This is a genomic window from Novosphingobium sp. PC22D (genome assembly GCF_002556635.1).
Lineage (GTDB): Bacteria > Pseudomonadota > Alphaproteobacteria > Sphingomonadales > Sphingomonadaceae > Novosphingobium.
Genome location: NZ_MWMO01000003.1, coordinates 13,886 through 37,076 on the forward strand (window position 1 = coordinate 13,886; position 23,191 = coordinate 37,076).

Genomic DNA, 23,191 nt, shown 5'->3' on the forward strand with positions numbered 1-23,191 from the left:
ATGTTCTCGGGATCGATACCGGCGCTCGTCACGCCATTTCGCGATGGCGCGTTCGATGAGCCGGCGTTCCGCGCGCTGGTCGACTGGCAGATAGAAAGCGGCTCGAGCGCGCTGGTTCCCTGCGGCACCACCGGCGAGAATTCCACGCTTTCGAACGCGGAACACCATCGCGTGATCGAAGTCTGCATCGAGCAGGCGGCGGGCCGCGTCCCGGTGATCGCGGGGTGCGGCAGCAACGATACGATGAACGCACTTCTCCACATGAATTTTTCGAAGAAGTGTGGCGCCGCCGCCGCCCTGGTCGTCGCGCCCTATTACAACAAGCCCAGCCAGGCGGGGCTCATCGCCCATTTCTCCTATCTCGTGGAGCATAACGACCTGCCGATCGTGCTCTACAACGTGCCCGGACGCACCGTCACCGACCTGCAGCCTGAGACGGTTTGCGAACTCGCGACTCGCTATCCCGACCGGATCGTTGGCATCAAGGACGCGAGCGGCGATCTCAGCCGCGTTACCGACCACCGCATGGGGATCGGCAAGGACTTCTGCCAGCTTTCGGGCGAGGACGAACTGGCGCTGCCGTTCAATGCCGCGGGCGGAGTGGGTTGTATCTCCGTTACCGCGAACGTCGTGCCCCGGCTCTGTGCCGATTTTCAGGCCGCCTGCGCCGCGGACGATCTGGCCGAGGCGCGCCGGATCAACGACCTGCTCTATCCGCTGCACTACGCGATGTTCGAGGATTCCTCGCCCGGGCCCTGCAAGTACGCCCTGAGCAAGGTGCGCCCGGACATCGCCAACGAACTGCGGCTTCCGCTCGTGCCGTGCGGCGAGGCCGCGATGAAGGCCGTCGACGCGGCGCTTGCGCACGCCGAACTGGCCTGAGCAAAACGTCCGGGCGCATCCGCGCCGGGACGGTCAGGCCTCTTCGAGCAGGCCTTCGTGCTCCATCGCCTTGCGCACCGCGGGCCGCTGCTTCACCCGATCCTGGAACGCGCGCAGCGATGCGGGCAGATCGAGGTCGAAATGTTCGGTCCAGGTCGAGATCACGAAGAGATAGGCATCGGCCACGGTGAAGCGCTCGCCGAACAGGAACGGCCCGTCGATCGTGTCGGCAATCTCGCCGAAGCGCTTGTCCAGCATCTTGCTCGCCTTCGCTTTTTCCTCTTCCGAGCCCTCGGCGAAGAACGGGGCGAAGTTCTTGTGGAGCTCTGATCCGGTAAACGCGAGCGCTTCGAGCATGCGGGTCCGGCCCAGGGGTCCTTCGGGGACAAGCTTTGGCGCCTGCTGTCCGATCCAGTCGAGGATCGCCACGTTCTCTGTCAGAAGAGAGCCGTCGTCCAACTCGAGGGCGGGGACATAACCCTTGGGATTCACGGCGAAAAAGTCGTTCCCGTGCTCGGTCTTGCCGGTCGAAAGGTCGACCCGCTCATGCTCGAATGGCAAGCCGGCCTCGTGCAGCGAGATGTGGTCGGACAGGCTGCAAGCGCCCGGCGCGTAGTAGAGTTTCATGGCTTTTGCCTCCTTTGGCTTTGTCTCTCCAACGGTCGGGGACCGCTCAGCGATCCCGACAAGGCGGCGGGGCGGGGGCATATCGCGACGGATGGCCGGAAGGCTTGCCTGAACACGCGTTCAGCGCGATGATCGGCCTGCACGGGAAACGACAGGAGGATGGCCAATGGCAACGCTTGCCGCCGAGAAGAGCTGGACCGACCGCGACGCCGCGACCGGCGTTTATGCGCGCAAGGTCCTCGCCTATGTCGATGCGATCAAGGAAACGGTGGAGCGCGCCAAGGCGCCCGGGTTCGACGCGTCGGGCTGGGACGAGGTTGCGGCCATGCTCGACACCGAGAAGTTCCGGCGTGTCGGCAACGACAAGGCCGAGATGGGCTGGCCGGTCTACCGGGATCTCCTCATGCAATGGGGCACGACCACCGAGTTCTGGTCCGAATTCCGACGCATCAGCGAGGTCGGGAGCCGCGTGTTCCTCGAGCTTACCGAGCACAACCGGCCGGTCGGGGGCGAGGATGTGGTGGTTCATTCCTGCACTGTCTATGAGTTCGACGAGGCGGGAAAGCTGGTCCACCTCGACATCTATCTCCAGCACGACTGACGCTCGTCAGCGCCCGGTGCGGCCCGCAGAGGCGATCCCGTCGGTGACCCGGGAACGGTCCACGACAATGTGACGATTTATTTTTGGCCGGGGCATCCCTACATGGCCCCACCATGGCACGGCCCCAGCACAAGACATTCGACAAGCAGAAAAGCGTCGCGGAGAACCGACGGGCGCGGTTCGACTATCATATCGACGAAACCTTCGAGGCCGGAATCGCGCTCACCGGCACGGAAGTGAAGTCGCTTCGGTTCGGCGAGGGCTCGATCGCGGAAGCCTATGCCGACATCCAGAACGGCGAATGCTGGCTGGTGAACTCGAACGTTCCCGAGTTCAGCCACGGCAATCGCTTCAACCACGAGCCCAAGCGGCCTCGCAAACTGCTGCTGCACGAGCGCGAGATCGCGCGGCTGCAAGGCGCGGTCGAGCGAAAGGGCATGACCCTCGTTCCGCTCTCGATCTATTTCAACAGCCGCGGGCGCGCCAAGGTCGAACTTGCGCTTGCGCGCGGCAAGAATGCGGCTGACAAGCGCCACACCATCAAGGAGCGCGACTGGAAGCGCGAGCAGGGCCGCCTGCTGCGGGAGCACCGATGAGCAGATTCCTGACCAGGCTCTCGCGCTGGTTTCACAAGCAGATGCCGACGCACCATCAACTCGCGGAGAACCGCCTGACGCGTCCGTTCGCCCGCCGCACCGAGTTGTTCCGCTTCACGCGCCGCTCGGTGCCGCGCGGAGTCGCGGTGGGTCTGTTCATCGGTATCTTCGCGCTCATTCCCGGCATCCAGATCGTTGGTGCGGCGCTGCTGTGCGTGCCCTCGCGCGGCAACATTCCGATTGCCGCGGCGATGACGTTCCTTTCGAACCCCGGCACGACGCCGCTGATCATCGCGGCCTCGATCTGGGTCGGCAACCTGCTTGGCTTCCACGCCGACCTTACGACATTCTACACGCTCTACGAAAGCGGAGCGGGGCTGCGCGAGTGGACCTACTGGATGCTCTCCAACGCCGCGCCCGCCCTGGTCGTCGGGCTTTTCGTGATTTCGACGGTATGCTCGGCGCTCGGCTACCTGCTCGCGTCGTGGTTCTGGCGTGCCTGGATCGGCCGCAAGCACAGGGCCCGGCTTGCGCGGGTGCCGATCATCCACCGCAAAGATCACAAGCATGTCGATTGAGGGCGATGCGCGGCGCGAATGGACCGACTGGCTCGGGATCGCCGCCGCGCTCGCCGCGAGTACCGGGCTCGTCTGGCTGGCGAGCCGCGACCCGGTTCTGACCGCTGTCTTCACGGGCGGGCTTCTGGTCTTCGTCGTCGTGTTCGCCACCATGGCGCTGCGCCGCGCGGTCGAGACCGCCCAGGATTTCGCGATGCCCGACTGGTCGGTTACCGTCGCGGCGATCGAGCGGCCCGATACAGCGGTCGCGGTCGCAGATCGCGCCGGACGGCTGGTCTGCGCCAATGCGCGCTATCGCGAGTGGCTCGGCGCGGCCCACGCGCCGCCCCGCGCGGCTCCGGGTGATGCGGCGGGCGGCGGCGTGGGCGAGGCACTCGCCAATGCCGCCAGGGCCGCCTGGCGCGACGGCAGGGCGACGATCGAATCGCTCGACAGTCCGGTGGCGGACGGTCCATCGCTCTGGCGGGTCGAAGTGGAGCGCGCCGGGCGCGGCGAGGATCACCTTATCTGGCGCTTCGTCCCCGACACCGCCGACGACCCGGTGGCGGAGCTCGTGCGGCGGCTCGACGGCAAGGCCGGCCGCACGCTCGCCAAGGCGGGCATATCGGCCGCGCTGGTCGATCCCGACGGGATCATCCGCGCCGCCAGCGCGGGCTTTGCCGAGCGCGCCACCGGCGATCCTTTCATCGACACGACCGGGCAGGAGTTCGTCTCGCTGCTCCACCAGGACGAGGACGGGCGCATCGCCTGGGCGAGCGAAGGCGAGGGCGGGCCGCTGCTCACGCTCTACTACATCCCCATCGCCGATCCCGACACGGGCAAGGACCCCGATCCCGAAACGACGCCGTCGCTGCTGCTGGTCGCCGATGCCGGGATCGGCGTGGGTGGCGGCAACGATCAGGGCGCCGCCGCGGTGCCGCACCTCGAATCGATGCTGGGACAATTGCCGCTCGGGCTCGCCATGGCCAATCGCGACGGACGCCTACTCTTCGCCAATCCTGCCTTCATGCGCGCCGCCGGCCGCGAGGGGCAGGTCCCACCGACCTACCCGACCGATCTCGTCGTGCGCGAGGACAAGCGCGCGCTGTCCGAGGCAGTGCGCCGCTTCGGACAGGGCCCGGCGACCGCCGGCGACATCGCCATCCGCCTGAACGCGCAGCCCGACGATCCGGTCTCGCTCAGCCTTGCGGGCGTGCGCGGGCTCGGCGAGCCGGCGGTGCTGCTGGGCCTGACCGACACCTCTGAGGAAACGCGCCTGCGCCGCCAGGTCGCGCAGGCGACCAAGATGCAGGCGGTCGGCCAGCTCGCGGGCGGCGTCGCGCATGATTTCAACAACGTGCTCACCGCGATCATGGGCACCTGCGACCTCATGCTGATGCGCCACACGCCGGGCGATTCGGACTACGACGACATCCAGCAGATTCGCGCCAACTCGAACCGCGCGGCGGCGCTCACCCGCCAGCTTCTCGCCTTCTCGCGCCAGCAGACGCTGCGGCCCGAGGTGATCCAGCTTCCCGATATCGTCTCCGAGACCTCGCACATGCTCAAGCGGCTGGTCGGCGAGCGCATCCGCTTCGAGGTCACCCACGATCGCGATCTCGGCTCGGTCCGCGCCGATCCGCAGCAGCTCGGGCAAGTGATCATGAACCTCGTCGTCAACGCGCGCGACGCGATCCACGCGCGCGGCGACGGCAAGGGGCATATCGCGATCCGCACCCGGCGCGTGAGCGTGGCCGAAGTGCGCGCCATGCGCAGCGAGATCATCCCGGCGGGCGAGTACACCGCGCTCGTCGTCGAGGACGACGGCGGCGGCATTCCGCCCGAGCATCTCGGCAAGATCTTCGAGCCGTTCTTCACCACCAAGGAACAGGGCAAGGGTACCGGCCTGGGGCTTTCCACCGTCTACGGTATCGTCAAGCAGTCGGGCGGTTTCATCTTCGCCGATTCGGAAGCGGGCAAGGGCACGCGCTTCACCGTCTACCTGCCGGTCTTCCATGTTCCGTCCGGCTCCGCGCCGAGCGCGCCTGTCGCCGAAGTGCGCCACGAATGGGCTGGTGGCGGCCGGATCCTGCTGGTCGAGGACGAAGATCCGGTCCGCCTGATCGCCGAGCGTGCGCTTTCGCGCCAGGGCTACGAAGTCGTCGCCGCGCGCGACGGCGAGGAGGGGCTCGATCACGTCGCCAACGGGGGGGTGTTCGATCTCGTCGTGAGCGACGTCGTCATGCCCAGCATGGACGGCCCGACCATGGCGCGCGAGATCCGCAAAGTCGCCCCGGCGATGCCGCTGCTGTTCATGTCCGGCTATGCCGAAGAGCAGTTGCGCAAGGAAATCGGTATCGAACGCGCCTGGTTCATGCCCAAGCCGTTCTCGGTGCAGCAACTTTCGGAAAAGGTTGGCGAGGTCCTGGCGCTGTCGGCCGAGTGACCGCGTGATGTCGCCAGGCCGGAGCAATCCTTCCAAGCTCGGGCAAAACCCACAGGAATTAGGCCGTCGCGCTTGAAGGCCGCTGCGGCGGTTGCATAAGGTGCGGTAAGAATAGAGTAATCGTTCCCCTCTTGTTCTATGAGAACAAATGCGATACGAAGCGCGTGATGTTGACCTTTCCGGTCGGCTCTAGCGAAAGGGGAAGTGACATGAGTGCACAGCTCAAGCTGATTTCGGAAGGCAGGGAAAAGTCCATGGATCGTGAAAAGGCGCTCGAGGCGGCGCTCGCGCAGATTGACCGGGCGTTCGGCAAGGGCTCCGCGATGAAGCTCGGCAGCCGCGAGGCGATGCAGATCGAGTCGATCTCGACCGGCTCGCTCGGGCTCGATATCGCGCTTGGTATCGGGGGGCTGCCGCGCGGCCGGGTCGTGGAGATCTACGGGCCGGAAAGCTCGGGCAAGACCACGCTCGCGCTCCATGCCATCGCCGAAGCGCAGAAGGCGGGCGGCACCGCCGCTTTCGTCGATGCCGAGCATGCGCTCGATCCGGTCTATGCCAAGAAGCTGGGCGTCGACATTGACGAACTGATCGTCTCGCAGCCCGATACCGGCGAGCAGGCGCTTGAGATCACCGATACGCTGGTGCGTTCGAACGCGATCGACGTGCTGGTGGTCGATTCGGTCGCCGCGCTCGTTCCGCGCGCCGAGATCGAGGGCGAGATGGGTGACAGCCACGTCGGCCTCCAGGCCCGGCTGATGAGCCAGGCGCTGCGCAAGCTGACTGGCTCGATCAACCGTTCGAAGTGTCTCGTCATTTTCATCAACCAGGTGCGCATGAAGATCGGCGTGATGTACGGCAATCCCGAGACGACCACCGGGGGCAACGCGCTCAAGTTCTACGCCTCGGTGCGTCTCGACATCCGCCGCACCGGTCAGATCAAGGATCGCGACGAAATCATCGGCAATGCCACGCGCGTGAAGGTGGTCAAGAACAAGGTCGCGCCGCCGTTCAAGCAGGTCGAGTTCGACATCATGTATGGCGAGGGCATCTCCAAGATCGGCGAGATCCTCGATCTCGGCGTCAAGGCGGGCATCGTCGAAAAGTCGGGCGCTTGGTTCAGCTACGATTCGATCCGCATCGGCCAGGGGCGTGAGAACGCGAAGACCTATCTGAAGGAAAATCCCGAGGTCTGCGACCGGCTCGAACGCGCGATCCGCAACGAGACCGAGGAACTCGCCGAGGAGATGATGACCGGCCCCTCGGCCGAAGACGACGAGTGATCGCGTCCTGACGGGACATAGCCGTCACGCGGGCAGACGAACGGATCGCGCGAGAAGGGGAGCCGCTGCATGCTGATGAGCCGACGCCGGATGGTCGCAGCCTCGGGACTGCTGGCCGCAGGTTTCGCCGTCAGTCACGGCTCGCCGCTCTTCGCCGCAATCGACGACGAGGCCTCCGATCTCTCGCCGATCACCGGCGGCATAGCGCCGATCGGCAAGGCCGAGCGCGAGGCGCGCCTGGCCCGGGCCCGCGCGCTGATGGACGGGAACGGAATCGACGCGATCGTGCTCGAGCCGGGCTCGAGCATGGTCTATTTCACCGGTGTGCGCTTGTGGCGGTCCGAGCGGCTCGCCGCGGCGGTGATCCCGGCAAGCGGGCCGCCGGTGATCGTGACGCCGTTCTTCGAACGACCCTCGGTCGCCGAATCGCTCGAGATCGATGCCGAGATCCTTGTCTGGCAGGAAGACGAAAGCCCGACCGCGCTCATCGCGCGGCATCTGACCGAGGCTGGCCTGGCCCGGGCGCGGATCGGCTTCGAGGCGACGGTCCGGTTCTTCGCTAGCGACGGCCTGGCCAGGGCCCTGCCCGGCCTGACGATGGTCTCGGCCGATCCCGTCGTGCGCGGTTGCCGGATGCGCAAGACCGCCCCGGAGATCGCGCTCATGCAGGCGGCCAGCGACGTGACGATCGCGGCCTATGCCTGGACGATCCCCCGCATCCGCGAGGGCATGACCAATGTCGAGATCTCGCGCCTGATGGACGCCGCGACGCGAAGCCTGGGCGGTTCGCCCGAATTCTCGATGGTCCTCATCGACGAAGCGGCGGCCTATCCGCACGGCACGGGCAAGCCGCAAGTGGTGCGCGAGGGCTCGACCGTGCTGTTCGATTGCGGCTGCACCGTCGCCGACTACCAGTCCGATATCTCGCGGACCGTGTTTCACGGCGATCCCGATCCGGCGGCGCTGGAGACCTGGCACCTGGTGCGGCGCGGACAGGATACGGCCTTCGCGGCGGCCCGGCTCGGCGCGCCGGCCGGATCGATCGACGATCGCGTTCGCGAACTCTACGAGCGCAGCGGGCTAGGGCCGGGGTATCGTCTTCCCGGCCTTTCGCATCGCACTGGGCACGGTATCGGCATGGACGGTCACGAGCCCGTCAATCTCGTCCACGGCGAGGAGACGCCGCTTGCGCCCGGAATGTGCTTTTCCAACGAGCCGGGCATCTATCGCCCCGGGCATTTCGGCGTGCGCCAGGAAGACTGCTTTCATATGACCGAGACGGGCCCCCAGTGGTTCACCGTTCCCCCGGAAAGTCCCGATCAACTCGTCGGCTCGCCTGATCGTGAATAGTGCTCAGTCTGACCGGCTGAATCCGCTTGTCGCTCCGGCGCGCAGCAACTAACTGCCCGTTCATGCAGACGACCAACGACATCCGCCGGTCCTTTCTCGACTATTTCGCCGCGAATGGCCACGAGGCCGTGCAATCGGCGCCGCTCGTGCCGTACAACGACCCGACGCTGATGTTCGTCAACGCGGGCATGGTGCCGTTCAAGAATGTCTTCACTGGTCTCGAGAAGCGCGCCACGCCGCGCGCGACGTCGTCGCAGAAGTGCGTGCGCGCGGGCGGCAAGCACAACGATCTCGACAACGTCGGCTACACTGCGCGCCACCACACTTTCTTCGAGATGCTCGGCAACTTCTCGTTCGGCGATTATTTCAAGGAACAGGCGATCCACCACGCCTGGACTTTACTGACTGGCGAGTGGGGCCTCGACAAGAGCAAGCTTCTCGCCACCGTCTACCATACTGACGACGAGGCGTTCGACCTGTGGAAGAAGATCGCGGGCTTGCCCGAGGATCGTATCATCCGCATCGCCACCAAGGACAACTTCTGGGCGATGGGCGACGACGGCCCGTGCGGACCCTGCTCGGAAGTGTTCTACGATCATGGCGAGCATATCCCCGGCGGTCCTCCGGGCAGCCCCGACGAGGACGGCGACCGCTTTATCGAGATCTGGAACCTGGTGTTCATGCAGTTTGAGCAGGCCGCCGGCGAGATCGTCGGCGATTTGCCCAAGCCCTCGATCGATACGGGCATGGGCCTCGAGCGCATCTCGGCGGTGATGCAGGGCGTCCACGACAATTACGACATCGATACCTTCAAGATCCTCATCGCCGCGTCGGAAAGCCTCACCGGCGTCGGCGCCGAAGGAGATGCGCGCGCCAGCCACCGCGTCATCGCCGATCACCTGCGCTCGACTAGCTTCCTGCTCGCCGACGGCGTGCTGCCCTCGAATGAGGGGCGCGGCTATGTCCTGCGGCGGATCATGCGCCGCGCGATGCGGCACGCGCATCTGCTGGGCGCGAGCGAGCCGTTGATGCACCGGCTCGTGCCCGCGCTTGTCGCGGAGATGGGACAGGCCTATCCCGAACTCGGCCGCGCGCAGCCGCTCATTGAGGAAACGCTCGAGCGCGAGGAAATCCAGTTCCGTCGCACGCTCGCGAACGGGCTCAAGCTGCTCGACGAAGCGACCGCGACGATGGGCGAGGGCGGTGAACTGCCCGGCGAAACCGCCTTCCGGCTCTACGACACCTATGGCTTTCCCTACGATCTCACCGAGGATGCCTTGCGCGCGCGCGGCATCAGCGTCGATCGCGAGGGCTTCGACGCGGCGATGGCGCGGCAGAAGGCCGCGGCCCGCGCCGCCTGGAAGGGCTCGGGTCAGGCGGCCGACAACGAGATCTGGTTCGATATCGCCGAGCGCGAGGGCGCGAGCGAGTTCACCGGCTACACCTCGACGTCGGGCGAGGGCCGCGTCGTCGCGATCGTCAGGGACGGCGCCGAAGTGCGCGCGGCGAACCCGGGCGACGCGGTCGTCGTCCTGACCAACCAGACCCCGTTCTACGGCGAGAGCGGCGGTCAGGTCGGCGATGCCGGGACGATCACCGACGGCAAGGGCCTCAAGCTGATCGTCGCCGATACGTCCAAGCCGCTCGGGCGGCTCCACGCGATGGCCGGAACGGTGGAGGCGGGAACGATCACGGTGGGCGAGACCGTCCATCTCGAGGTCGACGTCGAGCGGCGCGACGCGGTGCGCGCCAACCACTCGGCCACGCACTTGCTCCATGCGGCATTGCGCAATCGCCTCGGCGATCACGTCACGCAGAAGGGTTCGCTCGTGGCGCAGGACCGCCTGCGCTTCGACTTCTCGCATCCCAAGGCGCTCGATGCCGAAGACATCGCTGCGATCGAGGCCGAAGTGAATGCCGAGATCCGTCACAACGAGCCGGTGCTCACCCGGCTGATGACCCCCGACGATGCGATCGCGGCGGGCGCGATGGCGCTGTTCGGCGAGAAGTACGGAGACGAGGTCCGCGTGCTCTCGATGGGTAGAATGGGCGAGGGTGGCCGCAACTATTCGGTCGAGCTTTGCGGTGGCACCCACGTCAGCGCGACGGGCGACATCGGCGTGTTCCGCATCGTGTCGGAGAGCGCGGTCAGTTCTGGCGTGCGGCGGATCGAGGCGCTGACCGGCGAAGGCGCCCGGCGCTGGCTGGTCGAGCGCGAGGAAGCGCTCAAGGCTACGGCTGCGGTGCTCAAGACGACGCCCGAGGACGTCGGCGCGCGCGTCGCGGCGCTGCTCGAGGAGCGCCGCAAGCTCGAGCGCGAACTTGCCGAGGCGAAAAAGGCGCTGGCGCTCGGTGGTGGCGGTGTCGCGGCGGCGGGCCCGGTCGACGAGGACGTCGGCGGGGTGCCGTTCTCGGGACAAGTGCTCGAAGGGCTTGACCCCAAGGAACTGCGCGGCTTGCTCGACCAGGCCAAGCAGCGCATGGGCTCGGGCGTTGCCGCGATCGTCGCGGTCAACGAGGGCAAGGCGAGTATCGCCGCGGGCGTTACCGACGACCTCACCGGCAAGATCAGCGCGGTCGATCTGGTGCGCAAGGGCGTCGAGGCGCTCGGAGGCAAGGGCGGCGGCGGCCGCCCCGACATGGCGCAAGGCGGCGGTCCGGATGGCGGCAAGGCTGTCGAGGCGATCGCGGCGGTCAAGGCGGCGATCGCGGGCTGAGGCGCGGGATCGCGCCAAGGCACCGGCAAGGGTGGCGAGATTTCGGCTCCACAGGCCTTCGGTGTGGTGATATCTTCCGGCTAGGCTTTGGCTGGCGGACTTAGCGGTCCGGGAGAGAACCGATGCACCGAATCCGACTGCCCGCGGCGCTTGTCGTGCTCATCGCCGTTCCGTCGCTGGCGCAGGAAAAGGCGCCTCGGGACCCGCCGCGACCGGTGCCGGCGCCAGCGCCGTATCCGATTGCGCGCGCGGTCAAATACCCCGAACCCGTCACGCTGGAGGTCGAGGTGCGCGACGGCAAAACGCTTCTCTGGTCCGGAAGTCTGATGGTCGGGGGACCTCGCAGCGCCAGTTTCAGCCAGTCGAAGAACGAATACTTGCCGCCATGCCCGGGTGAGGAGGAACTTACGAGCTGGGCCGCCCAGAACGGTCGCAGGACGTCGCTGCGGATCTCGATCAGTCCCGGGAGCCGCCATGCGCTACCCGATTCGTTTCGAGTCTCGATCAACTACGATTCCCCGAGCGACGATTGCGGGCAGCGCGGTTCGAACACGCTCGGTCTGGAGCGGGTGGTCACGCTTCAGCCCCGCACGAGCGACACGATTCGAGCCGGGAGCGGCCTGATGCTGAAGCTGAAGCGGCGCGACTGACGCGGTTCAGGGGTTCGCGCTCTTGGATCGGGCTCTTCGATCCGGCGTTCAGGCCGTTTCTTCCTGCATGATCGCCGACTTGAGCTTCGGCCGGGAATCGAGGTGGCCTTCTTCCTTGATCATGTCGCGCATCTGGTCGCGCTTTTCGTGGATCGAGGCGATCACCGGGCCCATCGGCACGCCGAGGTCCACCAGCACCGCTTCCGACAATTGCAGAGAGCTTTCGAGCGTTTCGGGCACCGCGTGGCTGGCGCCGACGCGGTAGAGCTCGGCGGCGTGCTTGGCGTCGCGCGCGCGCGCGATGATCGGCATGTCGGGGAACTGGATGCGCAGCCTGCGGACCAGGCGCTGCGCCGCGACGGGCTCGTCCATCGTCAGGATCACGGCGGTGGCCTTGTCCGCGCCGAGCCGGACGAGCGCGTCGGCCCGCGCCGCGTCTCCGAAGACCACGCTGTAGCCTTCCCGCAAGCCTTCGCTGACGAGATCGGTATCGCTGTCGACGGCGACATAGGGCTTGTCGTGCGTCTGGAGCATGTCGGCAACGAGCCGGCCGACACGGCCGAAGCCGACGACGATCGCGCGGCCCCGGGCCGCATCCTCGCTCGCGCCGGCCACTTCCACGCCATCGACGCGCCGGCCCATAGCCTTCCCGGCCAGCGCGAGGAGCGGCGTCACCGTGAGGCCGATGGCGGTGACGATCTGCCAGAACTGCGCGGTGCCCGGTTGGATGAGCTGGGCGCTGGTCGCCGCCGCGAGAACGATCAGCGTCGTCTCCGACGGGCTCGACATGAGGATGCCGGTCTCGGTCGCGGTGCCGCGCCGCGCGCCCATCAGCCGCAGCAACAGTCCCGTGACGCAGGCCTTTAGCGCGATCACGGTGATCGTGGCGATGAGGATCGGCACGATGTTGTCGGCAACCACGTTGATGTCGATGCTCATGCCGATCGTGATCAGGAACACGCCGAGAGCGAGGCCCTTGAACGGCTCCGTGATCTGTTCGACCTCGCCGTGATATTCGGTCTCCGCGATCAGCAGGCCCGCGATCAGCGCGCCGACGATCGGCGAGAGGCCGACCGCGGCGGTCGCGAGCGAGGCCACGATGACCACGAGCAGGCTGGCGGCAAGGAACAGTTCGGGGCTCTTGGTGCGCGCCGCCTGCGCGAAGAGGCGCGGCAGCAGGTAGCGGCCCAAGACCAGCAGCGCGACGACCACCACCGTGCCGAGGATGAGCGTGTTGGCAAATCCGCTCCAGCCCCCTTCGGCGTGCGGGGCGAGCGCGCCGAGCAGGAAGATGATCGGCACCAGCGCGATATCCTCGAACAGCAGCATCGAGAGCGCGGCGCGGCCGACGGGCGTGCTGGTGCTGGTGATCTTGAGCACCAGCGCGGTCGACGACAGCGCGAGCGCGAGCCCCAGCGCCAGCGCGCCGTCGAAGCTCTGCCCGATCGCAGCGAACATGAAGGTCAGCGAACTGCCGATCACGATCAGTTCGAGCGAGCCCAGTCCGAAGACCAGCCGGCGCATCTGCCACAGGCGCTTGAACGAAAGCTCGAGGCCGATCGAGAACAGCAGCAGGATGATGCCGAACTCGGCGAAGACCTCCAGCCCGCCCGGATCGGTAATGGTGATGTAGGACAGCCAGGGATAGTCGAACACGTAACGGCCGAGACCGAAGGGCCCGACGAGCAGCCCGACGAGGATGAACCCGATCACCGGCGTGATCCGGAATCGGTTGAACACGGGGATGACGATGCCCGCCGCGCCAAGAATGACGAGTGCATCTGACATTACGGGCGAGTAGAGTTCGGCAGATCCGGCCATATGGCCTCACTATCCCACATCTCAGCGGTTTGTCACCGCCGGGAGTGTGCGATTGCGGAATAAAGGGGAGGGGGCCGGACAGGCACGAGCGCATCGTGGTCATGATTGCGTGACGAAACAGGGTTCATGTCCGCACGGCTGGAGACAGCCGCCCATTACGTTTAATATTCTCATCAATAATTCAGCTCTATTATGACTCCTGTTAGTTGGTAATTCGAGTTTTTCCGAGGCTGGCCAAGTGATCCGAAAATCTGCACTCCTGCTCGATTTCGATAATGTCTTTTCCGGTATATGGTCCCTCGACCAGGCGTTGGGAGAAAGGTTTGCGACCGAGCCGGTGGAATGGCTCCAGGCCCTCACCACGAGTTTCATCGATGCTGGCGCGCGACGCTTCCTCACGCTTCGCTGCTATCTCAATCCGTCGGGTTATGTCGTCTTGCCGCAAACCGGGGAGCGCTATCACTTCGCACGCCTGCGGCCGGCATTCATGCGCGCCGGGTTCGAGGTGATCGACTGCCCTGCGCTTACGCGCGCGAACAAGAACGCAGCCGACATCCGGATGGTTCTCGATGCCATCGACCTGCTCGATCACCGCACGCGCTACGACGAGTTCCTCATCGCTTCGGGAGATTCCGATTTCACGCCGCTCCTGCGCCGGATTCGGGCGGACGACAGGCTGACCGGCATCATCAGCCCCGGCAACCTGGCGAGCGCCTATGCGTCGCTCGCCGACATGATCCTGGGGTTCGATGAACTCCAGGCCCTGCTTCGTCCGGACGAGGCGAACGCAGCGGTATCGGAACCCGACGATGCCCGGGAGTTCGTCGAGCCGAACGAAAAGCTGCGCGTCCGCTTCGTTGAGTTCGTCTCAAAAGCCTACGCCGATGCATCCAAGCCGATGAACCTGGCAAGTCTCGCGCACGCAACAAACCGCGAAGTGCCGGAAGCCAAGGCCTCGAAATGGCTCGGGCACGGCACCTTTGTATCGGCTCTGGAATCGCTATCGCTGCCCGGTGCGGCCATCACCAACCAGTACCTGTGGGACACGGACCGGCATCTCGATCCTGCGAGTGGGGAACGCCTTGACCTGCCGCCAGCGTGCCTGACCCTGGTTCGCGAACTGTCGGTTCCCCCGCTCGAGACCGCCAAATGGACATCGATATTCGAAGCTCTCGCCCGATACGCTGTCGAGCATGACTTCAACCTTGCGCAATCGACCGGTTGGACCCGCGACTATCTCACTCAGCGCGGTACCGAGGTTTCTCGAAAGGCGCTCGAATATGTCGTACGCGGAACGCAGATGGGCGGTGCGCCATTGAACGCGGTTCCGCCTCCCGATGCCAACGCGATTGCCAATGCATTCCTGGGCAACCTGATTGCGAGGGGTCTCGCTGCCGCTGTCGAATTGTCGCGCGAAGACGAAGACGCGCTTGCGGGGTGGATGGGGCTCGCGATGATTGACGCCGGCCACCAGCAAGGGATTGCCTAGTGGTCCGATTCAGACATCCGAAAACCTCCGCGGCGCGGTTGCACTCGAATACCGATATCTTTTCAATCCGCTAGTCCTCGCGCGGATAGAACCAGCCGTGGTTCTCCTCGACCCAGGAGGCGACCGGACGTCCGCGCGCGTCTTCGGCGGGGCGAAAGCGGTAGCGCTCGCGGATCAGCGGGCACGGAGTCGCGTCGACGCGGGGGTCGCCGCTCGAGCGCGATACCCGGCAGGCGCTGACGCGGCCGTCGGTCTCGACGCGGAACCGCACGCCGACATCCCCGCCAACGCGATCGCGGCGCAAGTCGCGGTCGAGGTCGTTGAACTTGAGGCGACCGCGCAAGTGTTCGGGCGGCGTGACGGCCGTGTCGCCGCCGCGTCCGCCGGTACCGCCGGTACCCCGGCCGTCGCCATGGTCTCCCGCGCCTTCACCCGGGCCGGCCCGGTCGGAAGCGCCGGTGTTCTGCGCCGCGCCCGTGCCGGCATTCGGCGCCGCGACCACGGGCGGCTTGATCAGCGGCGGCAGCACGGGGGCGACGATCTGCGTCGCCTCGTTCTTGAGGTTGCGCTTGCCCGCCTCGTCCTTGGGCGCGGGCTCCTTCGCCGGACTGCGCACGGCGCTTTCGGCCGGAGAAGAGGGCGGCGGGCTTGGCGTGGGAGACGGGGCGGGCTCGGGCCGTTTGGGAGAGAGGCTCAGCGTGGTGAGCGCCCGGCGCACCTCGTGCGGCTCCGGCAGGAACGAGAGGCCGGAGATGAGCGCCCAGCCGATCAGGGCAACGGCCGCCGCCGAGGCGAGCGCGCTGCTCCAGCGCTCGGCGCCGGAGGATTGATTTCCCGCAAGCCGTGACATCAGCTTGATATGCTGGGCTTTCGCGCCAGTTCAAGGCGGCGGGCGGATGCGCGGCCCCGGGCCCGTACCCGTTTCGCACGCTTCAAAAGAAGAAAGGCCCCTCCCGAGGGAAGGGCCTTCCTTGGCGATCACGTGATGCCGGGCGCGGCTCAGCCGAGGCCCTGCTTCGCCATTTCCTTCTCGAGATTCTCGACGATCGCCTCGAAGAACTGTTCGGTGGTCATCCAAGATTGCTCGGGGCCGATCAGCAGCGCGAGGTCCTTGGTCATCTTGCCGCTCTCGACCGTCTCGACGCAGACGCGCTCGAGCGTTTCGGCGAACTTGGTGACGTCGGGCGTACCGTCGAACTTGCCGCGGTACATCAGGCCGCGCGTCCAGGCGAAGATCGAGGCGATCGGGTTGGTCGAGGTCGCCTTGCCCTGCTGGTGCTGGCGATAGTGGCGGGTGACGGTGCCGTGCGCGGCCTCGGCCTCGACGGTCTTGCCGTCGGGCGCCATCAGCACCGAGGTCATCAGGCCGAGCGAGCCGAAGCCCTGCGCGACGGTGTCGGACTGCACGTCGCCGTCGTAGTTCTTGCAGGCCCAGACGAACTTGCCCGACCACTTTAGCGCCGAGGCGACCATGTCGTCGATCAGGCGGTGCTCGTAGACGATGCCGGCATCCTTGAACTTCTCGGCGAAGCCCTCGGTGTCGAACACTTCCTGGAACAGGTCCTTGAACCGGCCGTCGTAGGCCTTCATGATCGTGTTCTTGGTCGAAAGGTACACCGGCCACTTGAGGCCGAGACCATAGTTGAACGAGGCGCGGGCGAAGTCGCGGATCGAATCGTCGAGGTTGTACATCGCCATGGCGACGCCCGAGCTGGGGAAGTCGAACACGTCGAGGTCGAGCTTCTCGCCGTTGTCGCCGTCGAACACGAGGCGCAGCTTGCCGGGGCCCGGGATCAGCGTGTCGGTGGCGCGGTACTGGTCGCCGAACGCGTGACGGCCGACCACGATCGGGTCGGTCCAGCCCGGCACCAGCCGCGGCACGTTCGAGATCACGATCGGCTCGCGGAAAACGACGCCGCCTAGGATGTTGCGGATCGTGCCGTTGGGGGAGCGCCACATCTTCTTGAGGCTGAATTCCTCGACGCGGGCCTCGTCCGGGGTGATCGTCGCGCACTTCACGCCGACGCCGCAGGCCTTGATCGCGTTGGCGGAATCGACGGTCACCTGATCGTCCGTCGCATCGCGGTTCTCGATCGAAAGGTCGAAGTACTGGAGGTCGATGTCGAGATAAGGCAGGATCAAGCGTTCCCGGATCCACTGCCAGATAATCCTGGTCATTTCGTCGCCGTCGATCTCGACGACCGGGTTCTGAACCTTGATCTTTGCCATGCTTGGTTGCTCCGTGGGGATGGAAATTGCCCGGTCTCTTAGGCATCGCTCCCGTGCTTAGCAAGGCAAGTGTCTGCTGGACATCGCTAGGGAGAATTGCGCAAAATCCCGTCAAACACGACTTGGGAGAGAGCAATGAATAGCGAAGAGGTTCTGGTCGAGGCCGAGGACGGCGTGCTCGTGGTCACGATCAATCGGCCCGAGCAGCGAAACGCGATGACCAGGCAGGCCGCCGAGGCGATCGCGGCGGCCATGGATCGGCTCGATGCCGAGTTCGACTTGCGCTGTGCGATCCTGTCCGGCGCGGGTGGCACGTTCTGCGCCGGGATGGACCTCAAGGGCTTCCTGAAGGGAGAATATCCCGTCGCCGGCAACCGCGGTTTCGGCGGACTGACGAGTTGGACGCCCAGGAAACCGGTGATTGCCGCGGTGGACGGCCATGCGCTGGCGGGCGGGATGGAACTCGCGCTGGCCTGCGACATGATCGTCGCCAACGTCGATGCCCGGTTCGGTATTCCCGAAGCCAAGCGCGGCATGGTCGCGGGCGGAGGCGGCATGGTCCGCCTGCCGCGCCTAGTGCCGCGCACGCTGGCGATGGAACTGGCCCTGACCGGCGAGCCGCTCGACGCACGGCGGGCCCATGCGCTCGGTCTCGTCAACCGGCTGACCGAAGGGCCGGCGCTGGAAGGCGCGCGCCAGCTCGCCGCCGCCGTCGCGGTGAACGGACCGCTCGCGATCGCGGCGTCGAAAGCGGTGATCCGCGACTCCTGGCTCTGGCCGGACGACGATATCAACGCGCACCAGAACGCTTACATCGCCCATGTCTTCGATTCGGAAGACGCCAAGGAGGGCGCGCGCGCCTTTGCCGAGAAGCGGCCGCCGCAGTGGCAGGGCAAGTAGTCCGGGCAAGCTGGAAAGTGGCCGCGAAAAGCAAAGACCCGCCGCTTTCGCGGCGGGTCCTCAGGCCGTTACCGGCTGCAAATGGTGGGCGTAGCAAGGATTGAACTTGCGACCCCTACGATGTCAACATAGTGCTCTACCACTGAGCTATACGCCCGGGCCATTTGCGTGCGCCTTCGGGTATTCCCCTCGGCGGAAGCGCCACATAGCGTCGTGCCAGTCGCTATGCAAGCGGGTTTGCGGCGCAAATTTTCGCCGGTCAGATCCACGCCTGTTCGGAATGTCCGAAGACCCGCTGCACTTCGAGCACGAGGTCGCGCAAGTGGAACGGCTTGGAGAGCACCTTGGCCTGCGGCGCCTCGCGGCTGGCGCGCAGGCTGACCGCGGCGAAGCCGGTGATGAACATGATCTTGGTGGCGGGCGAGATGCGCGCGCATTGCTGGGCGAGTTCGATCCCGTCCATCTCGGGCATCACGATGTCGGAGAGCAGAAGGTCGAATTTTTCCTGCTCCAGGCAAGGTATCGCGTCGGTTCCGCGATCGACGGCAACCACCTCGTAGCCCGCGTTTTCCAGCGCGCGTTCGAGGTAGGTGCGCATGGCCGGATCGTCTTCGGCAAGCAGGATTCGGATCATGTCCCTCTCGTGTGAAGCTGAGGTGTGGTTCCAGGTCGCCGTTACCCGCGTCGGCGCTCGCCAGGAGACATAGCATCAAGGAGTTAAAAATCTTGGCCGGGTTTGACGGTGCCCGGCTTTGACACAGATGTTCGAAAAGGTCAGGAAATGTCCGATGAATCCCATTGGCGGCGAGAACGATTCGCAAAGGCGCGACTGCGGGGCGATTCCCGGCGCGCCGGGGATTCCCGCCTTCAGTCTGTTCGGCCCCGACCCTTCGAGAATTCCGGTAATGATCGCGGTTCCGCACGCTGGACGGGTCTATCCGCGCGCGCTGCTGCGCGACATGCGCCACGCCGATCTCGCCGCGCTCAAGCTCGAGGACCGCTACGCCGACCGACTGGCGCATGCCGTGGCCCGCGAAACCGGCGCGGCGCTTCTGATCGCCAATGCGCCGCGCGCGATGATCGATCTCAACCGCGCGCCTGACGATGTCGACTGGGAGATGTTCCCGCGCGGTTCGGCCGGCGAACGCATGCAGCGCGCGCCGAGCCGCAGGGCGCGCAGCGGCCTGGGACTGATCCCGCGCCGGCTCTCCGGTATCGGCGAAATCTGGCGTCGGCGTCAGGACCTGGCCGACCTCGATGCGCGCATCGCCGGTGTCCATGGCCCTTATCACGAAACGCTCGCGAGCACTCTGGCGCAGTTGCAGGCGCGTTGGGGCGCGGCGCTGCTGCTCGATCTCCATTCGATGCCGCCGCTCGCGTCCAACGGTGGAAGGGGCGGCCCGCACTTCGTCATCGGCGACCGTTTCGGAGCCTCGTGCCACGGCGGCATCACCGCCGCCGCCTTTTCTTGCTTCCACGGAGCGAATCAGGAAGCCGCGCATAACCGACCCTATGCGGGCGGCTATGTGCTCGAACGCCATTCGGACACGTCGCGCGGATTGCACGCGATCCAGCTCGAGATCGACCGGAGTCGTTACCTCGACAGCAGGCTTGCGGAGCCAGGGCCCGGATTCGATGATGTCGCGGCCTTGCTGACGAACCTGGTGCGCGATCTCGCGCAGGAGGTCTCGCAGCTCGGCCAGCTTGGCGACGAGGGTATGCGGCAAGCGGCCGAATAGGCGCGCAAGCGCTTGCGCTCAGGCGGGTTTACCCAAGCAAGTCAGACACTTGCCTTCTTATAAAGAAACCACCTCGCGCGATGCGCGAGGTGGCCAAGGTTCAGGGAGGAGGTGCACGAAGTGCACCGAATCTCATCAGGCCATGAGGGTAGCACTGACAAGACGTCCTCGAATATATGCGAGGAGGGGGGCAGTTACAAGCCCCCGCATTGTCCTTGCCTCTCCAACGGTCGCGCGGCGCGGGCGCCGCGCCGCGTTCTCCCGCGAAAAATCAGACCTGCTGCGCGAGCTGCTGCGGCGCCTTGCCCTGCTTGACCTGGCGGCCGAAGATGTCACGCACCAGTTCGAGCGAGAAGAGGTGGGCGTAGAGCAGCGCGAGGATGCCGTTGCGGTTCCACTCGCGCAGGATGTCGCCGCGCACTTCACGCAGCTTCTTCTCGTCGACCATGCGGAAACCGCGATAGGTGAAGGGCTTGCCTTCGGCTTCGATGGTCAGTTCGCCGTCCATCATCAGGTCGTTCTTCTTGAGGACATCGAGGAACTGGCCGGTCTTGGCGCCGGCGGTCTCGAAGTTCTCGCAGAACTTGAGCGTCTGCTGGCAGGATTCGCTGGGTTCGCCGTTTTCGAACAAGGGGCGGCCCTCGTCGAACTCGCCGACCAGTTCGCTGGTCGGATCGAAGCAGAGCGAGAGGTCTTCCTTCTCGGGATTGATCTTCGCAAGCAGGAACGGATAGCGGCGGACGTAGGCGGGGACGTAGACCGGGGTGTTCATCGTGCCGTCGTCGTCGAAGAAGACGTTGACGCCTTCGTTCATGCCCATCAGCGCGAGCGGAACCGGGTTCTCGCCAGCGGAGAATACGATCGGGAAGTGGCGCTGCGCTTGCGGAAACTCCTCGACGGTCAACGGCACCGCGTGCGTGTTGACGAGCCAGGCGGCCTTGTCGGTGGAGCGGGTCTTGTAGTTGGCGTGTTCCTGCGTGTTGAGCGGGATCAGGTCCTTGTAGAAAAGCGGAAGCGAAGCGGTCTTCGGCGCACTGGCCATCTTTAACTCTCCGGGAATTTGGGAAGTCGACTGGCGCGTGCCTTTAGGCGGTCAGGACTTGTCGCGCAAGCTTGGCGCTTCGGGCTGTTCTCGCGGCGCGCTCAGATCAGCTTGCCGGGATTGAGGAGGCCGGCCGGATCGAGCGCGTCCTTGACGCCGCGCATCATCCGCAGGGCGACCGGATCGCCGAGCCGCTGCAATTCGTCGCGCTTCAGTTGCCCGATGCCGTGCTCGGCCGAGATCGAACCGCCCCAGCTCGTGACCAGATCGTGGACCTGCCGGCTGATCGCCTTGCCGTCACTCCGATGCCAGGCAGCGGCGTCCGTCACCTGCGGGGCGATGACGTGAAGATGGACGTTGCCGTCGCCCAGGTGCCCGAAGGCGACCACTTCGGTTCCCGGCCATGCCTGCTCGATCTGCGGTCCGACCGCGTCGATGAATTCGGGCATGCGCTCGACGGGCACCGAGATATCGTGCTGGACCGCGGGGCCGCGTGCGCGCTCGGCTTCCGAGATCGACTCGCGCAAAAGCCAGAACGCCTCGGCCTGGCTTTCGCTGGCGGCGATCGCGGCGTCGGCGACGAGGTCGCGATCGAAGGCCGCAGCCATCATCGTCTCGCACCGTTCGGCCAGGCTTTCGGCATCGCCGCGGTCGGCGACGACTTCGATCAGCACGTACCATGGATAGGCATCGGCGAGCGGCGCGCGGGTATCTGGCACGTGGGCGAGCACCGCTTCCATGCTGGCATGCGGAATGATCTCGAAGCCTTCGAGCGCGTCGCCGGCGTAATCCTCGCAATGGAGCAAGAGGGAACGGGCGGCCTGCAACGAAGGCAGTCCGGCCCAGACCACGGAGCGCTCGGCGATGGCGGGGCTCAGGCGCAGCGTCGCTGCGGTGACGATGCCGAGCGTGCCTTCCGAGCCGATGAACAATTGTTTGAGGTCGAAGCCGCGGTTGTCCTTCTTGAGCGGGGTCAGCATCGAGTAGACGCTGCCGTCCGCGAGCACCGCCTCCAGGCCGAGCACCAGCGCGCGCATCGAGCCGTGGCGCAGGACCTGGCAGCCCCCGGCGTTGGTCGAGATCAGGCCGCCGACCGTCGCCGAGCCCTTGCCGCCAAGCGTGAGCGGGAAGCGCAAATCCTGCGCCTCGACCGCTTCGTGCAGCGTCTGGAGCACGACGCCCGCCTCGCACACGGCCTTGCGGCCCTGCGTGTCGATCTCGCGAATGGCGTTCATCCGGCGCAGCGATAGCAGCACGGCGTCGCCCGAAGTATCCGGAGTCGCGCCGCCGGACATGCCCGAGTTGCCCCCCTGCGGCACCAGCGGAACGCCGTGGGCGGCGCACAGACGGACGAGTTCGGCCAGTTCGGCGGTGTTCGCGGGGGAGGCGAGCGCGCGGGCGCGCCCGGTGAAGCGGCCCCGCCAGTCGGTCAGCCAGGGCGCCATCGTCTCCGGGTCGTCGGTCAGTCCGCGCGGGCCGAGGCGCGCGCTCGCGGCTTCCAGAAACGGGCTGGCTTTGGTCTTTGTCGTCATTGCGGATGCTCCATCGCATGGCCCCGGCGATATTTCCAGATCAGTCAGGTTAAGCGACGGTTCAAGCTATTGCGGTATGGGTCTGGCCAAGCCATTGGGCATCCGGGGACCGAACCATTCATGAATCTCGTTGCCGTCTTGCTTGCGCCGTTCGCGCTGCTGCTGCCAGCAGCGGGCGGCGTGGAGGCGCGTGATGAGGCCGTGGAGACCGGTCGTGCCGACTGGCCGTTCGATCCGGCGGGCGCGCCCGCGCCGATGGCCTATCCCGATGAGCCGGTTGCCGGCGACGCGCCGCATTGGCCGACGATCCTGTCCGGCACCGGCTTCGAGCCCGATCCTGCCTGGCAGATCCGGATCGAGCGGCGCATGACCATCCGGATCACGCCGCTGGCGCCGCAGCCGCGCCGCACCGACATGCTGTTCGGCGTGCCCAACCGCGAGATCGGCCCGCACTTCGTCGAGCGCAAGATGGGTAAGTGCCTGACGGTCTCGGGAATCTCGGGTGTCCAGCCCAACGGCGGCAACCGTTTGCTGCTATTCATGCGCGACCAGCGGATCGTGAGCGCCGAGCTGGAGCGCTCATGCACCTCGCGAGACTTCTATTCCGGCTTCTATCTGTCGAAAAGCAACGACGGCAAGCTGTGCGTCGATCGCGACACGTTGCTTTCGCGCAGCGGCGTCAACTGCAAGCTCTCGAGCATCCGGCAACTCGTCGAGGTCAGCGACTAGGAAC

At 66.1% G+C, this 23,191-nt stretch carries 20 protein-coding genes and 1 tRNA gene; 13 read left to right on the forward strand and 8 right to left on the reverse strand.

Annotated features, from left to right (window positions below; translation table 11 throughout):
* A complete protein-coding gene (gene dapA, locus B2G71_RS06705) occupies positions 1–882 on the forward strand; it encodes a 4-hydroxy-tetrahydrodipicolinate synthase (protein WP_098104989.1) in 882 nt (293 codons plus the stop codon).
* 33 nt (positions 883–915) lie between these two features.
* Here the strand turns inward: dapA and B2G71_RS06710 are convergent, their stop codons facing one another.
* On the reverse strand, positions 916–1,509 hold the full coding sequence (locus B2G71_RS06710; protein WP_098104990.1) for a glutathione S-transferase N-terminal domain-containing protein: 594 nt from the start codon (positions 1,507–1,509) through the stop codon (positions 916–918).
* A 166-nt stretch (positions 1,510–1,675) separates the two neighbouring features.
* Here B2G71_RS06710 and B2G71_RS06715 point away from each other — a divergent pair, with 166 nt between their 5' ends.
* The 8 genes from B2G71_RS06715 (at position 1,676) to B2G71_RS06750 (ending at position 11,706) form a co-directional block, all read left to right on the forward strand.
* Positions 1,676–2,110: a hypothetical protein gene (locus B2G71_RS06715; protein ID WP_098104991.1), complete on the forward strand. Its 435-nt coding sequence runs from the start codon at positions 1,676–1,678 to the stop codon at positions 2,108–2,110.
* 113 nt (positions 2,111–2,223) lie between these two features.
* Positions 2,224–2,706 carry an SsrA-binding protein SmpB gene (gene smpB, locus B2G71_RS06720; protein WP_098104992.1) on the forward strand — a complete coding sequence of 161 codons (483 nt, stop codon included), beginning with the start codon at positions 2,224–2,226 and terminating at the stop codon, positions 2,704–2,706.
* Positions 2,703–3,284, forward strand: a complete 582-nt coding sequence (locus B2G71_RS06725) for a DUF2062 domain-containing protein (RefSeq protein WP_098104993.1) — start codon at positions 2,703–2,705, stop codon at positions 3,282–3,284. The genes smpB and B2G71_RS06725 overlap by 4 nt, the downstream gene beginning before the upstream one ends.
* Positions 3,274–5,709, forward strand: a complete 2,436-nt coding sequence (locus tag B2G71_RS06730; protein ID WP_098104994.1) for a PAS domain-containing sensor histidine kinase — start codon at positions 3,274–3,276, stop codon at positions 5,707–5,709. The genes B2G71_RS06725 and B2G71_RS06730 overlap by 11 nt, the downstream gene beginning before the upstream one ends.
* A gap of 209 nt (positions 5,710–5,918) precedes the next feature.
* Positions 5,919–6,989 (forward strand): recombinase RecA, encoded by a 1,071-nt coding sequence (gene recA / locus B2G71_RS06735; RefSeq protein ID WP_098104995.1) that lies wholly within the window; start codon positions 5,919–5,921, stop codon positions 6,987–6,989.
* Positions 6,990–7,058: 69 nt separating this feature from the next.
* The gene (locus B2G71_RS06740; protein ID WP_098104996.1) at positions 7,059–8,339 is read left to right on the forward strand and encodes a Xaa-Pro peptidase family protein; all 1,281 of its coding nucleotides are present in this window, start codon (positions 7,059–7,061) and stop codon (positions 8,337–8,339) included.
* 62 nt (positions 8,340–8,401) lie between these two features.
* Positions 8,402–11,056, forward strand: a complete 2,655-nt coding sequence (gene alaS, locus B2G71_RS06745; RefSeq protein ID WP_098104997.1) for an alanine--tRNA ligase — start codon at positions 8,402–8,404, stop codon at positions 11,054–11,056.
* A 122-nt stretch (positions 11,057–11,178) separates the two neighbouring features.
* Entirely contained in the window at positions 11,179–11,706 is a 528-nt protein-coding gene (locus B2G71_RS06750; protein WP_098104998.1) for a hypothetical protein, read from the forward strand.
* Between the two features lie 48 nt (positions 11,707–11,754).
* Here B2G71_RS06750 and B2G71_RS06755 read toward each other — a convergent pair whose 3' ends face one another.
* Positions 11,755–13,527: a cation:proton antiporter gene (locus B2G71_RS06755; RefSeq protein WP_098104999.1), complete on the reverse strand. Its 1,773-nt coding sequence runs from the start codon at positions 13,525–13,527 to the stop codon at positions 11,755–11,757.
* 238 nt (positions 13,528–13,765) lie between these two features.
* On the opposite strand from B2G71_RS06755, the gene B2G71_RS06760 reads away from it, so the two are divergent.
* Positions 13,766–15,016, forward strand: a complete 1,251-nt coding sequence (locus B2G71_RS06760) for an NYN domain-containing protein (protein WP_168176293.1) — start codon at positions 13,766–13,768, stop codon at positions 15,014–15,016.
* Between the two features lie 70 nt (positions 15,017–15,086).
* Here B2G71_RS06760 and B2G71_RS06765 read toward each other — a convergent pair whose 3' ends face one another.
* Together B2G71_RS06765 and B2G71_RS06770 are read right to left on the reverse strand one after the other, a co-directional pair.
* Positions 15,087–15,866: a TonB family protein gene (locus B2G71_RS06765; protein WP_098105001.1), complete on the reverse strand. Its 780-nt coding sequence runs from the start codon at positions 15,864–15,866 to the stop codon at positions 15,087–15,089.
* Positions 15,867–16,015: 149 nt separating this feature from the next.
* Positions 16,016–17,245, reverse strand: a complete 1,230-nt coding sequence (locus B2G71_RS06770; RefSeq protein WP_098105002.1) for an NADP-dependent isocitrate dehydrogenase — start codon at positions 17,243–17,245, stop codon at positions 16,016–16,018.
* A gap of 135 nt (positions 17,246–17,380) precedes the next feature.
* Here B2G71_RS06770 and B2G71_RS06775 point away from each other — a divergent pair, with 135 nt between their 5' ends.
* Positions 17,381–18,145 (forward strand): crotonase/enoyl-CoA hydratase family protein, encoded by a 765-nt coding sequence (locus B2G71_RS06775; RefSeq protein ID WP_098105003.1) that lies wholly within the window; start codon positions 17,381–17,383, stop codon positions 18,143–18,145.
* Between the two features lie 82 nt (positions 18,146–18,227).
* Here the strand turns inward: B2G71_RS06775 and B2G71_RS06780 are convergent.
* Together B2G71_RS06780 and B2G71_RS06785 are read right to left on the reverse strand one after the other, a co-directional pair.
* A tRNA-Val gene (locus tag B2G71_RS06780) sits at positions 18,228–18,302 on the reverse strand.
* 102 nt (positions 18,303–18,404) lie between these two features.
* Positions 18,405–18,779 (reverse strand): response regulator, encoded by a 375-nt coding sequence (locus tag B2G71_RS06785; RefSeq protein WP_098105004.1) that lies wholly within the window; start codon positions 18,777–18,779, stop codon positions 18,405–18,407.
* A gap of 154 nt (positions 18,780–18,933) precedes the next feature.
* On the opposite strand from B2G71_RS06785, the gene B2G71_RS06790 reads away from it, so the two are divergent.
* On the forward strand, positions 18,934–19,884 hold the full coding sequence (locus tag B2G71_RS06790; protein WP_098105269.1) for an N-formylglutamate amidohydrolase: 951 nt from the start codon (positions 18,934–18,936) through the stop codon (positions 19,882–19,884).
* A 271-nt stretch (positions 19,885–20,155) separates the two neighbouring features.
* Here the strand turns inward: B2G71_RS06790 and B2G71_RS06795 are convergent, their stop codons facing one another.
* Both B2G71_RS06795 and B2G71_RS06800 read right to left on the reverse strand, forming a co-directional pair.
* Positions 20,156–20,926 carry a SapC family protein gene (locus B2G71_RS06795; protein ID WP_098105005.1) on the reverse strand — a complete coding sequence of 257 codons (771 nt, stop codon included), beginning with the start codon at positions 20,924–20,926 and terminating at the stop codon, positions 20,156–20,158.
* Positions 20,927–21,027: 101 nt separating this feature from the next.
* Positions 21,028–22,458 carry an FAD-binding oxidoreductase gene (locus B2G71_RS06800; protein WP_098105006.1) on the reverse strand — a complete coding sequence of 477 codons (1,431 nt, stop codon included), beginning with the start codon at positions 22,456–22,458 and terminating at the stop codon, positions 21,028–21,030.
* A gap of 120 nt (positions 22,459–22,578) precedes the next feature.
* On the opposite strand from B2G71_RS06800, the gene B2G71_RS06805 reads away from it, so the two are divergent.
* The gene (locus tag B2G71_RS06805; RefSeq protein ID WP_098105007.1) at positions 22,579–23,187 is read left to right on the forward strand and encodes a hypothetical protein; all 609 of its coding nucleotides are present in this window, start codon (positions 22,579–22,581) and stop codon (positions 23,185–23,187) included.
* Positions 23,188–23,191 lie beyond the last annotated feature (4 nt).